Here is a 12,544-nt window from a genome sequence, read left to right as displayed (position 1 = left end):
CCCCCTTCTTTTATTTAATTTCCATTATTAAAGTCCTTTTTTAATTCCTCCATCCGATCCATTAATTGAACTAGACGGTCATAGTTTGTAACCTGGCTTCTTAAGGTTGGATGAAGCTTGTTGTAGGCCACTTTGCAGTCGTTGACACGATGCTTATCAGCTAACGTCAATTGATCTACATCAGGAAGAGCGTTGATTAGATGAATGACTTCGGTTACCTTTTCGTTCAAGTAAGCCGCACTATACCTTAGGCTTTCTCTTTCATCCTCCTGCTGGACAGTATAATAGATTCTTCCGGCCTCAGTACCGAAATCCAACTGTTCAAAGGCGATGGTTCCGTCTTGGTCGGCCGTCTTTTCTGCCAGAATATTCTCTGCATCCAAGGACTTATATAATCGAACGGTTTGACCTTTTTTCACTCTTTCAATCGTTACCTTATCCTGGGCTCCAGCGTTGTTTTCCGCCTTTACAAAATGCATCATCACGTTTTCTGTTCTCGGCAAAGCAGCACTTTCAAACATTTGCCAATCATAGATACGGATCGCTCCCCAAGGGGAAGTACCACTGTTATAAATCTGCAGCTTGAATTCCCTTGCCGTAACCGGCTGATCTAGCACTATATCTGTCACAGCTTTCGTATTATCGGTAATCCGTTTGGCGCTGACCCATTCGCCGGTTTGATTTTTATAAAGCAGCTCAAAATCGACGGTGTTCATGTTATTGGCTTCCCCGCCATATTCCGCATGCTCCACACGCCAGCGGCGGATCGTTTTCTCTTCACCAATATCAATCGTCATATAACCAGTTTTCATATTGGTAGCGCACCATTTACTGTTTGCGAGGGCTGTCCCATCCAGTGCTTTAGAGGCAGGTTCTGCCGCATTTTCCGCGGAGACAGATGTTACCTTAGCCTTTAACGCCACATTCGGAGAAGTAGGGTTTTTCTCAATCTCGGTTGCATCCGTTCCCATGCCCCAGTCAAAAGAAACTGTGGCGGCTTGACCGCGTACATTATCTTGATTGACCGGCACCACTTTCAGTTTCGTGATGTTATCAGCCGAAGCATTTTCTATTGTTCTCGTAATATTTGGCGTATAGAAATAGTTATTCGGTGTTACGCCCAATAGGGTTTCTACGCCATCGGCATTCTCCTGGTAAACCTCATAATGCAAGACATTCTTCTGCTCGGACCAGCTTAGGCGGGCTTCCGCCTCAAACGCTGTTTCCGGCATTTCTTCTAGAATTTTCACATCAGCAGGTTTCGTCAGCACGGCAGCCGCAGCATCATAGACGGACAGCTCGCCTAAATGAATCGAGTAGTTTTCTATTTTTTGAGTGTTGTTGACTTTCAGACTTAGCGCATAGGCTGTTTTCCCGGCATCCTTTCCTAGGTCGACAACCGCTGTCTGCCAGCCATCTCCCGACTTAGGCAGCGGATAATATTTCATGTTGCTTTGTGCATAGTCTTCACTATAGGCCACACCCAGCGACACATCCGCTCCCGATTGGTTTTGATAAACGACACGGACCTTGGTTGTGTCCGTAACCGGAAGTTTGGAGCTGTACAGCATCGTGTCATTGACAGAACCCGCTTCGAGCGCACCGCTAAATTCCAGCGAATTGCCTCCGTTATAGGCTTTATCAAAGTCATAGGAAACCTTGATTTTGCTGCCTTCCCCTCGGATCCACCAGCGCCACGTCGGCATGATATCCTGGATGGAGCGGTTATTCCACTCAATTCCGCTGGCGATTTTTCCGTTCACAAAGTATTGTGTTCCGTGGCCGCTGTTAAAGTTTGTTGTAAATGGCTTGGATTGGATTACAGATGCATCCGTGACAAAACGCGCCATCCCTTTCCAAGCAGCCGAATCATCGGCAAGGGTAGGATCGCCCTGTGGTCCTGTCCATAAATTCTTTTCTTTTTCATGGAAGTCAGCCGGATCAGCCGCTAACCCCATGGTCGAGTTTGGCGCATAAAGAGCAATCGACACTTTCGGCTGTTTCTTTTCATCGAGCAGTGCATCGGTATTAATTTTGGTATTATAGGAATTCTGTTGAATTTCAAAACCGGCATAGGCATCAAACGGGCTGCGGTTATGGCCTTTCATCGTCTCTACGGTGGTGTTAATCTTACTGGTAGTCCAGTTATAGTTTAAAAAGAACTCATCAACGGCATATTCCCCATCTTCTGCTGGTTTCACATACATGTCATTTTTGCTGTTGATGGAATCTTGATAGTTGATGGCTCCTGTATTGTCCTGCGCGTCATACCAGCTGACATTTAGGTTGGAATTCCGTTTAATATAGCGCATCATTTCATTCATGCGTTCAGCTGTAGCCTTACTGACACCAGACGTTTCCTGATTGAAAAAATAGCCATCAAAACCATAGTACTCCGCCACTTTCATCATCTTGTCGGCAACGGGGAAACTGCCATCCGGTTTCTGCTGTGTGAACTTTTCGATTTCGGCGACTCCCTCAGCGGAACTGCCCCATGGGAAACCAAGCGTGGCATAAACAGGCACCCCATTCCGGTGGGCGGCATCGACGATATCCGGTGTAGGGATGGCAAAAATCCCTTCATTGGTTCCTGACCAGTAAATATAGGAATCTAGTAATTGCCAATTGTCGAAAGCATATACATTAAAATCATTGCCCCCGACGGAGCTGGCCTCATCATGATTCCAGTTCGTAATCGCCGCAGAGGTGATGCCAGCCTTTGGATTGGCCAGTGGATTCACCTGGGACCCTTTAAAGCGATTTTTGTTTAACGGCACGCTGGCCCGGTTTATTTCGGCATCTGGGTCGTTTTCAGGCGACCAGTTCAGAAGGGTTTCCACCCTAAAGGCCGGAGCCAGCGGCTTTAGACTGAGCCTGTCCGCATAATTTTCATTGACGATGTCCGTCCCGTCCCCATTAACGGCGGCTTTTGCCCCGGGGACATCCAGTGAACCGAGTAACATGAAAGCAGCCGACACAGATAAAATGCGGCCGAACAACTTGCTTCTATTTCTCCTCATCTTGCTCCTCCTCTAATTAAAGCCTGCGGGACGGTTCTCATGGCTTTCTCCCAAGGTTCACCTGGAAAAAGCCAGCGGAACCGTCCCCATGGCCACATGGTTACGGATTGAGAAATCCATGGACTTCAAATTCAAATATCCTTGCAGCCGAATCGCCGCCTTGTGTTGGTTTATCAATCCACAAACGAACGTAACGTGATTTTGTTAACGCGATGCTGTGTTCCGAAACAGCTGCTGTATTATCGGTAACCTTCACAGCCTCCGTCCAATTTACTCCATCGGTACTTACTTCAATTCTATTTGCCTGGGTATTAAAGGCTTGCGGTTCCCCGCCCGCTTGAGCATGGTGAATGACAAACTTGGAAAGGGCAAATTGATCTCCAAGATCAACCTGCAGCCAATGAGGAGCATTCCCCAATGCACACCATTTACTGTTTACTTTGCCATCGAACGCATATTTCGCTGCTTCAGTCGGAGCACATTGTCCACTGGCGATCGCGGTCTTATTCAATGCCACATTTTTAATGTCCTTGGCTGCTTCAGAAATGGTAATCATCGCTTCTTTTGTCAGGACACTTTCACCCTCGCTGTTTTTCGCGATCAGGGTAACCGAGTAGACGCCTTCTTTTTCATAGGTGACGACCGGATTTTCCTCATTACTCACTGCTGGAGTTCCACCTTCAAAATGCCATTCCATCTCTTCTGTTACTTCTGATGAACGATTAAGAAAATGAATTTCCTGCCCTGGAGCCGCTACCGTTTGATCGGCACCGAAATCGGCTTCCGGCTTTGGATATGGCGGCCAATCGAATGTAACCGATGTCGGTTCGCTGCGTTTGAATTCTTTGTTCACCGCAACAATTTCCAACGTGGTGCTGCTTTCTTTGCCGCTTCTCTTCAGATTGGATAGGTAATACACCTTATTAGGGGTAGCACCAACAAACTCTTTTTCATTGTTCGGCAGCTTCCGGTAAATGTCATAGTGGCTCACATCGGAATCAGACGGTATCCAAGCAAGTGCAACGTCCGCATAGATTCCTTTATTAAACTCAATTTTATTTACCTTTGCATCGTTCGGAGCATGGATAGAATTGTGTTTTTCCTGTTTGTTATAAACCTTGATTTCTCCGATATTGGTCGTAAAATCTTTCTCATCTTTATCACTTTCAACCAAAAGTGAGATGGCCGCGATGTTTTTACCGCTGTATTTTTTTAGTTTGAATGTGTCAGTAGTCCACAGTTGATCCGTTAGTTTTTTCACATCAAAGAACACAAATTGGTCGGGTTTGTCAGTAAAGCTGACTCCCAGTTTCATGTTTGGCTTTTTCAAATCTGTTTTGTATGTCAGCGAGATTTCCGTATCCTTTTGGATCGGCAAATTGGTTTTATAAAGCTTGATATGTGTTGAGTTGTCGGCCTCGATTGTTCCTGAAAGCTTTAATGAGCTGCCGCCGTAATAAGCTGTATCCCAATCGAAATCGACATCAACAGCCTGCCCGCCCTCTTTCAGCCAGCGCCAGGTCGGAAGGATATCCTGGAGACTGCGGTTATTCCAGGACTGATTGCTTACCGTCTTTCCATCTGTAGCGAAAAACTTGCCGCTTCCTGTATTAAAGTGCGTCACAAAAGGAAGCTCCTCGATTGCGGTTTTAGCCGTAAAGTAGTGGGCCATCCCTTTCCATGCCCCGTTATTGCTGGTTGCAGCAGGATTTTTGGATTTTCCAACCCAAAATTCATTTTCCTTCTGATAAAACTCCTCCATGGTCTCAGCCGTTTTAAAGGCCCAGTCCGGGCGATAAATGCCTAATGAAGTTAATGGTGCTTTCCCCTCAGGGAAAATCCCATCCCAAGCAACGTTGGTGCTTGTCCCATTTGCTTCCACATCAATCCCGGTAAATAAATCATACGGACTTCTGCCAATTTCCTGAGCCTTGTTAACAGATGATTGCTGATTGCGCCACCAGAAGTTTAAAAACATACTGTCAGAAACACGTGTCTCCCCATCCTGCAGGAAGCTGCTGTTTTGATTGGTCAACGCATTTTGCCAGCTAACCCTCCCGTCCTTTGTCATCGAATCGTACCACATGATATGCATGCCATCACTCTTATGCTGCTGAAGATAGACAAGGAAATCCTTCATTTTTTGAGCTGTCTTGGCATCTCCGCCTTCGGTTTCCTGGTTAATAAACCAGCCGTCAAATCCGTAATAGCGTGCCGCTTCAAGCAGCTTGTCCGCCGCTGGGAAGGAGCCGTCCTCCCGTTGGGTCAACATTTGGTTCAGCCACTCGACCTTTCCGCCATAGACGGTCGGTGGAAAGAAAACGTTTCCTAAAATCGGTACGCCGTTTTTATGGGCAGCGTCAATGACGTCCGCACTTGGCGGTACGATAATCCCTTCACCGGAAGACCCTGCCCAATACACCATGATGTCGACGTATTGCCAATAACTGAAGGTATTCGCCAAAAATTCCTTCCCGCCTTGGGACGGTACTCCACTCGTAGTGGGGTTGAGTGCAGACAAAGCTACTACCTTTGCATCTGACTGAGCATGGTCATTGACTTTGTATAACACGTCCCGTTTGCCCAATGGAATTTGGCTGCGGTTAAACACAGCATCCGGATCGTTCTCCGGCGTCCAATTCAATAATTGCTCGGGATACCAATAAGATGATTCTGGCTGTTTGGCATAGCTTGTGTTGGGTGATAACCCCGCCAAAAAGATGCACAAAAAGAAAACCAGCCACAAAAGGCCCTTTTTCACGTTTTTCACTGTTTCTCCTCGCCCTCTATCTATTTTTTATATTGAAGCTTATGTAAGCTTGCTTCCCTTTTCCCTGAATGGGACTATAGAATGATAGCGCTGTCAAAATTGCCTTCGATGATGTTTTCCCGTCAGTCATTCCCATTTGACTCATTTTTTCCCATCTTATTCCGCGCAGATTGCTCCGTCAACGAATGCACAAAATGTGATTTAGTTTTTCCATAATCTCTAAGGTTTTTCCAGTCCATGGGGATCGTTCCTTCTGGCTTTTTTAAGGAGACAATCGGAAGTTTGGCACGTAAAAAGCCCGACTAGCTGATAGGAGCTAATCGGGCCAGTGGGTCTAGTGCAGCAAATGAGCGTAAGATTCAAACTATATTTGAAATACGAGAGAGTTTGTTTGTAAAACTGCCACATTTATTTGCGAAACCATGAAAACAGATAGATTAATAAGTTTTTGCTAGGACTCTAGACAGAAAAAAGAGAACAAGGTGTTAATCTTACCTCATTCCCTTATTGATCGATCAACTATTAAAATGATTAATCATGAGGAAAAAGACGAGGCCATCGTAAAAACAATTATTAATATGGCAAACAGTCTAAACTTAAATGTAATCATAGAAGGTGTCGAGCCGGATGACCAATTACTATCCTGAACGAAAAAGGATGTCATGAGTACCCAGGGTATTTATTTAGTCGTCCAGTTCCTTCAAATGAGCTGCAAGGGACAGCCCTCAAGGCTAGTCTTTCTCCTAAAAATTACTATACAAATTCCCAAAAAGCACTTAAATTTGTTGTTTTCTAGTGGAGTCCATTATAGGGGCTTGACCACAGGCACCGGAATTTAGCTTTCCTACTATTTCTGACCCATGAGCTTCATCGATATTTAATTCACTTGCGATATAATTTAGGTTCTTGTTAGTTATTCCCCCACCAGGCAGAATTATAATTCTGCCTTTCGCAAAATCCACATATTCCTTCAACCTGATAAGATTTTTTTCGATTGGTGAAGAACTAGGTCCACCGTGAGTTAAGATCCGATTCACACGGTGTTTCACTAGCCAATCAATTGCTTCAAACTGATAGTCGTGCTTTATCTGGTCAAAAGCCATATGAAATGTGATTTCCAGTCCTTTTGCACATTCTAGTAAAGTAAGAATGGCTCCCTCATCAATCCAACCCGAGTCAGTTAAACAGCCAATCACAACTCCATCGGTCCTCAACTGTTTAAAATGGGCAATATCATTTTGCATTATCGATATTTCTTCTTTATTATAAGTAAAGTTCCCACCCCTGGGCCTAACAATGGTCATTACCTTAATATTTTTGTTATTACAATATTGAATGGTTTTGGCGGCTACCCAGTGACTAACTGTGGTGCCTCCAACTGAGTTATCACAAAGCTCAATTCGACTAGCACCACTAGCTATAGCCTCAGGAATCACTGTAAAATTTTCCACGCAAACTTCCTTTAGCATAAACACCCACCTAGCATACTTAACTAAGTTGGGAAACTACCAACTCGTATCAAATCTCCTGTTTTTTTACAGGTTCCTCATGAGTTCCTATAAGCAAAAACCGCTCATTAATCTTCCCAACTTCAGCCCCTGCATCGTTCTTAATAATGGAGGGTTTTAAATCTCTTAGACTAGTAATCGTTTCTTTATTTTTGTAACCAATTTGTTCAAGAATAGCGGCTACAATTGTAGGCCAAACATCTTCTGAACCATTTAACACTTTTAATGCAAATCCAAGTCTCTCATTTTTCAAGCCAAAGCAATAAACCCCCTGTGCTCCGCCTTTTGCCACAATATTTTGATCCTGAAGCAATACGGAACAAATAAATTGCTCTGAAGCAATCATAATGGGATGCTCATTCATAATGCTGGTCATTTGTGTAACTGCTTTTTGCAATAATGGGTCCTTAATTAAATCGGGACAGGCTAATTTTAGATAAGTCATGGCCATATTCTTTAATGGAATCGCAAAAACAGGGACTCCGCAACCGTCTTTTCCAATTTTTATCTCGGAAATGGGTACTTCAGATAATGTCGCTAGAATATTTAATAGTTGTTGTTGGAGTGGATGATCTACTTCCCAGTATCCTTCGACTGGATATCCAAGTTCACGGCAAACCGTGATAAAACCCATATGTTTCCCAGAGCAGTTATGATAAAGCTTTCTTTTTTCCTTGTTTTTTCTTACCATTTCCTCTCTAGGCTTTACATTGAGAGGATAGGAACAAGGACAAAATAATTCGTCTTCATTGACAGGTAACTTTTTTAACATTGATTCAAGAGCGGCAATATGATAGGTTTCCCCCCTATGAGAAGCTGTAAACAGAGAAGCTTCTTCCCTCGTTAAACCGTATTTGGATACAACATTTGATAAAAATACAGGAATAGCTTGTATTGGCTTTGCTGCAGACCGATAGAACGTGTAATGTTCTTGATTCCCAACATGGTAAGTGATTTCCAGCTTATCATTTACACCACTAATCATCCCGATATGAACATTTTCAAGCAATCCAGCCCTCGTTTCTTCTACTAAAGTATCCGTATTCATATTATACTCCTCTCATTAGCAAAAATAGCTACTCCAAATCCAAAAGAGTATTTTGAGCCTGAATCGCTGCACCAAGCACAACCCCTTGATCACCTAACTGCGAATATACAATTTTCACTCTCTTTTTTAATGGTTCCCAAATATATAACTCAGATTTTTGTTCAATGGGCCCCTTTATTTCAGGAAGATTTTCGATGGTATTTCCGCTTAGAATAATGACCTCCGGATTGTACAGACATAATATATTGCTAATCGCAAGAGCTATATAAGTCGTTGTTCGATCCATAATATTGATGGCCCACGATTCTCCATTGCGGTAGGAATCGAAAACTTCATCGATTGAATCAATCTCCTTTACTTTCCTGCTATCAGCGATAAGTGCCCCTTCGGATATATAGGTTGCAAGGCAGCCGATTTTTCCGCAATTGCAAACATTTCCAGTCGGATTAATAACCGTATGACCAATTTCCCCTGCATTATTGGATTCTCCTCGATAGATTTCTCCATTAAGAATGATTGCGGCACCGATACCTGATCCAATACCAACTAGAACGGCATTTTGGTAATCCTTTGCCATTCCCTTAAAATTCTCTGCCTCTATTTTCATCTTTAATTCATTATCAATAATGACAGCTATATGGGAAAGTCGATGGAGGTCTTCCGCCAGGTTTGCGTTCTTCCATTTTAATTGATCCGAAACAGTAACGACTCCATTTTGATAATCTATGGATCCAGGTAATCCTACTCCAATAGCAAGAACCCTTTCATAAGGGATCTGATTTTTATCAATTAAGTCCTTCACATTCCTATTTACTTTTTCCAGCGTTTCATAGTAGCTTTCAGTTACTTCTCTGGGTATACTCTGCCATGCTACAATTTCTCCGACATAATTGACGATACCTATTTTGATCATTAATGTATCTATTTCAACTCCGATTGTATATAGAACATCACCACATACATCAAGTAATGCTGCCTTTCTTCCTACTCCTGAAGTGACTAATTCCGTTTCTCTCACAAATCCTTGTAATTGTAATTCATTAACAATCCTTGTAATGGAAGTTGGGCTCATTCCAGTCACTTTCGCAATTTCCATTCTTGAAATAGGAGAGTGGTTTTTGACAATGTCGAGGACTAAATTTTTGTTTTGCTTTTTCATTAAGAGCTGATCTTGTTTTTCCATTTTTTACATCTCATTTCTGAAAAATTCCTTTAAAAAGTCATGGGAATTCACTATTTAGAAAGAACTAACATCATTTTTCAAAAACAACATCCTTGAGAGAATCAGATTCTCTCATAAGATTTGCTAGTAGGTGCAGTTCTTCCTATTTGAATGTATTAATATATTCAATTGCCTCAGAGATATCTTTGACTGGGTTCGTGTTAACTTCCCGCTCAATCGTTAAATAACCACTATAACGGATTTCTTGTAATGCCGCAAAGTATCGGGGAAAATCAACCGATCCCTTGCCTAGCGGTAATTCTCTAAAGTACTCCCCGGAGGCAACCATTTTAGAAATTTTTTCATGATCCGTACCACTTCCATAGCCAAAGGAACCATAGACATCACGAGGGTCTACTGGTTTTAACCGGATCCCATCCTTCACATGGGTGTGGACGATATAATCTCTAAGAAGCTTCACACCTTCCACGGGATCATCACCCGTTACCATCACCATATTGGCCGGGTCAAAATTCACGGAAACTCCATTGGTCGTTAAGCTATCCAAAAAGGATTTTAATCTGGAAGCAGTTTCCGGACCTGTTTCAATCGCAAAGTAGGAATTCATACTTTTGGCATAAGCCCCCAGTTCCTCACAAGACATTTGCATGGCTTCATAAATAGGACTGTCCTTTTCTTCAGGGATTATACCTACATGTGTCGTTACGACACTGGCACCTAGTTCTACCGCAAGGTCCAAAATCCGTTTTGATTTTTCGATTTTCGCTCGATTTTGCTGGCGGTCTTGGAACCCATGACCACCTAAATCACCACAAAGTGCCGAGATTTTTAATCCTAATGACTCGATATACCTTTTTAACTCGTTACGTGAAGCGGAGCTTAAATTTTCCGGCGCCATTTCACCTTCAACTGCATAAATTTGAACACCATCTGCTCCCATATCTTTGGCTGCCTTTAATCCTTCTCGAAGCGGTAAGCGAAGACTATCAACAATCACACCAATTTTGTTGGTTACTTTTACATGATTCATGGGATTAAAATGTCACCTCGCATTTCTTTTCTGAGGCTTCATAGATACCAGCTAAAATTTTCATGATTTCAACACCATCTTCAACAGGTGCAACTTGTTTTGTATCGAATAAGCAGCATGTCACAAATGAATTAATTTCATTTTGAAACGCATTTGAGAAATCAAAAGTGAGATGATCAATCTGGGGATGAACATTTACAATGGTGTCATTTTCCTCACTAATTAAAACTAAATCTGGTTCTAATTCAGCTCCACCTTTTGTCCCAAATAATTTTACCTGTATTTCATCTTTCTGTGCGTGTAAAGTATAAGAAACATCTACAAACAAGGAAGCACCGTTCTCAAATGTAATGAGGGCGTTTGCCAAATCTTCCACTGTATTCTTTCCTTTATCATAGTCCGCTGCTTTATAAAAACGTAAATTCTCTACATTTCCACGATTTCCAAGTTGACTATAGGTGTTCCCAGAGATGGATTTCACTTTGGGGCGCCCCATTAAATACCAACAAATATCAATGATATGTACACCAAGATCTATTAAAGGTCCGCCTCCAGAACGATCTTTATCAGCAAACCATCCTCCGGGATTTCCTAAACGGCGTAAACACGAGGCTTTGGCATAATAAATTTCTCCTAATTTACCCTGGTCAATAAAGGATTTCAATACTCTTGTATTCGTTGCAAATCTCCTCACAAAACCAACCTGTAAGGTTTTATTATATTTACGAGCCGCTTCCTCCACCTTTAATGCTTCTTCTACCGTCATGGAGAGGGGCTTTTCTACTAAAACGTGTTTCCCGCTTTTTAAGGCATTAATGGAAATTTCGGCATGACTATTATTCCAGGTGCAAATACTGACAGCATCTATATGAGGATCATGATATACTTCCTCTAAGGAGTCATATACAATTCCAATTCCATACTTCTTTGCCTTTTCTTCCGCTCTCTCCTTTGAATAGTCATATACGCCGTATAAAACGGCATTTTGATTGTTCGCATAAGAGGCTAAATGCATATCAGAAATCGAACCAGTCCCGATCACACAAACCCGTAAAAGTTCCAAATGTATCCATCCCTTCTATCGATTACTGAACTTCATTCCATAATCTTCTTACATTATCCATCCCAATTTTCGAACCGATTTTACAATCTTCCATTCCCTCAAACTCTACCGTTAAATAGCCATCATATCCTGAGTTTTTAACAAGTTTCATAATTTCACGAATGTTTAAATCTCCATGACCGACAATGGCTCCCCGCAAATAGTTTTCATTGACCGTTCTAAACCAAACTCCATCGCCAGGGTTTTCATAATAAGGACGAATATAGAAATCTTTAAAATGAACAGTGGCAGCATAGTTAATATTTTTCTTCACCCCTACAAGCGGATCTTCATCAATACAAAGGAAATTACCTACATCAAGTGTTGTTTTAAAATTCTCACGGTTCACGGCATGAATGACTCGTTGGACACGATCGCTCGTTTGGACATTAAACCCATGATTTTCAATAGTGGTGGTAATGCCGAACTGGGCTGCATAATCAGCCACCAGTTGACTGCCTTTTACGAATTTCGAAAAATGCTTTTCAAAGTAATGAATCGTCATTTCTTCGGGCTGTAAAGTAAAGGCCGTTACATCATGACGCATAATCTTTATCCCTAAACGATTGACAATGTCCACATGTGTTTTTAGACGTTCCACTTCTTCATGAAAAGCTTCTTCTGTCTCTTGGACAAAGTTTGCAGGCAATGAATAGGCCGACAGTTCAATCCCTAAGGATGCCGCTTTTTCCTTAATTTGATCGGCCAATTCAGGATTGTCAACAACCGAGAAACCATAAGGGACAATTTCCATATGTTCGCCGCCATGATCAGCAATCCATTGAATAACATCTAATACCGTCATCGTTTCTTCCCTTAGCTCCCGAACTAAACTATACGTACTTAAACCTACCTTCATTTATATTCACTCCTATTTTTTTAA

The 12,544-nt window shown here is 42.3% G+C and carries 10 protein-coding genes and 1 pseudogene; 2 read left to right on the top strand and 9 right to left on the bottom strand.

Going from position 1 to position 12,544, the window contains the following annotated elements; all coding sequences use genetic code 11:
* Positions 1 to 14 precede the first annotated feature (14 nt).
* On the bottom strand, positions 15 to 971 hold the full coding sequence (locus tag FS608_RS31835; RefSeq protein WP_395947818.1) for a discoidin domain-containing protein: 957 nt from the start codon (positions 969 to 971) through the stop codon (positions 15 to 17).
* Positions 972 to 980: 9 nt separating this feature from the next.
* Positions 981 to 2,609, bottom strand: a pseudogene (locus tag FS608_RS31830) (endo-beta-N-acetylglucosaminidase); the annotation flags it as partial.
* A gap of 9 nt (positions 2,610 to 2,618) precedes the next feature.
* Between FS608_RS31830 and FS608_RS31450 the strand changes: the two are divergent.
* Positions 2,619 to 2,771, top strand: coding sequence for a hypothetical protein (locus tag FS608_RS31450; protein ID WP_260871786.1), 153 nt, complete (start codon positions 2,619 to 2,621; stop codon positions 2,769 to 2,771).
* 349 nt (positions 2,772 to 3,120) lie between these two features.
* On the opposite strand, the gene FS608_RS22850 is transcribed toward FS608_RS31450, so the two are convergent.
* Positions 3,121 to 5,790, bottom strand: a complete 2,670-nt coding sequence (locus FS608_RS22850; protein WP_260871778.1) for an endo-beta-N-acetylglucosaminidase — start codon at positions 5,788 to 5,790, stop codon at positions 3,121 to 3,123.
* A 482-nt stretch (positions 5,791 to 6,272) separates the two neighbouring features.
* On the opposite strand from FS608_RS22850, the gene FS608_RS22845 reads away from it, so the two are divergent.
* Positions 6,273 to 6,437, top strand: a complete 165-nt coding sequence (locus tag FS608_RS22845; RefSeq protein ID WP_144554874.1) for an EAL domain-containing protein — start codon at positions 6,273 to 6,275, stop codon at positions 6,435 to 6,437.
* A 129-nt stretch (positions 6,438 to 6,566) separates the two neighbouring features.
* Here the strand turns inward: FS608_RS22845 and FS608_RS22840 are convergent, their stop codons facing one another.
* From FS608_RS22840 to FS608_RS22815, 6 genes are all read right to left on the bottom strand, one after another.
* Complete coding sequence (locus tag FS608_RS22840; protein ID WP_144554873.1) at positions 6,567 to 7,259, bottom strand: copper homeostasis protein CutC; 693 nt, start codon at positions 7,257 to 7,259, stop codon at positions 6,567 to 6,569.
* Positions 7,260 to 7,308: 49 nt separating this feature from the next.
* Positions 7,309 to 8,346: an asparaginase gene (locus FS608_RS22835; RefSeq protein WP_144554872.1), complete on the bottom strand. Its 1,038-nt coding sequence runs from the start codon at positions 8,344 to 8,346 to the stop codon at positions 7,309 to 7,311.
* A 28-nt stretch (positions 8,347 to 8,374) separates the two neighbouring features.
* Positions 8,375 to 9,529 (bottom strand): ROK family transcriptional regulator, encoded by a 1,155-nt coding sequence (locus FS608_RS22830; protein ID WP_144554871.1) that lies wholly within the window; start codon positions 9,527 to 9,529, stop codon positions 8,375 to 8,377.
* A gap of 142 nt (positions 9,530 to 9,671) precedes the next feature.
* Positions 9,672 to 10,559 carry a sugar phosphate isomerase/epimerase family protein gene (locus FS608_RS22825; protein ID WP_144554870.1) on the bottom strand — a complete coding sequence of 296 codons (888 nt, stop codon included), beginning with the start codon at positions 10,557 to 10,559 and terminating at the stop codon, positions 9,672 to 9,674.
* 4 nt (positions 10,560 to 10,563) lie between these two features.
* Positions 10,564 to 11,622 carry a Gfo/Idh/MocA family protein gene (locus FS608_RS22820; protein ID WP_144554869.1) on the bottom strand — a complete coding sequence of 353 codons (1,059 nt, stop codon included), beginning with the start codon at positions 11,620 to 11,622 and terminating at the stop codon, positions 10,564 to 10,566.
* Positions 11,623 to 11,644: 22 nt separating this feature from the next.
* Positions 11,645 to 12,520 carry a sugar phosphate isomerase/epimerase family protein gene (locus tag FS608_RS22815; protein WP_144554868.1) on the bottom strand — a complete coding sequence of 292 codons (876 nt, stop codon included), beginning with the start codon at positions 12,518 to 12,520 and terminating at the stop codon, positions 11,645 to 11,647.
* Positions 12,521 to 12,544: the final 24 nt, after the last annotated feature.

This window comes from Bacillus sp. X1(2014), assembly GCF_007678255.1.
This window is presented reverse-complemented; position numbering and strand designations above follow the sequence as displayed.

Bases quoted from the DNA above. Each gene is read 5' to 3' on its own strand.
- FS608_RS22815 (WP_144554868.1), bottom strand. From the start codon at position 12,520: ATGAAGGTAGGTTTAAGTACGTATAGTTTAGTTCGGGAGCTAAGGGAA.
- FS608_RS22835 (WP_144554872.1), bottom strand. From the start codon at position 8,346: ATGAATACGGATACTTTAGTAGAAGAAACGAGGGCTGGATTGCTTGAA.
- FS608_RS22830 (WP_144554871.1), bottom strand. From the start codon at position 9,529: ATGGAAAAACAAGATCAGCTCTTAATGAAAAAGCAAAACAAAAATTTA.
- FS608_RS31835 (WP_395947818.1), bottom strand. From the start codon at position 971: ATGGGAACGGATGCAACCGAGATTGAGAAAAACCCTACTTCTCCGAAT.
- FS608_RS22840 (WP_144554873.1), bottom strand. From the start codon at position 7,259: ATGCTAAAGGAAGTTTGCGTGGAAAATTTTACAGTGATTCCTGAGGCT.
- FS608_RS22825 (WP_144554870.1), bottom strand. From the start codon at position 10,559: ATGAATCATGTAAAAGTAACCAACAAAATTGGTGTGATTGTTGATAGT.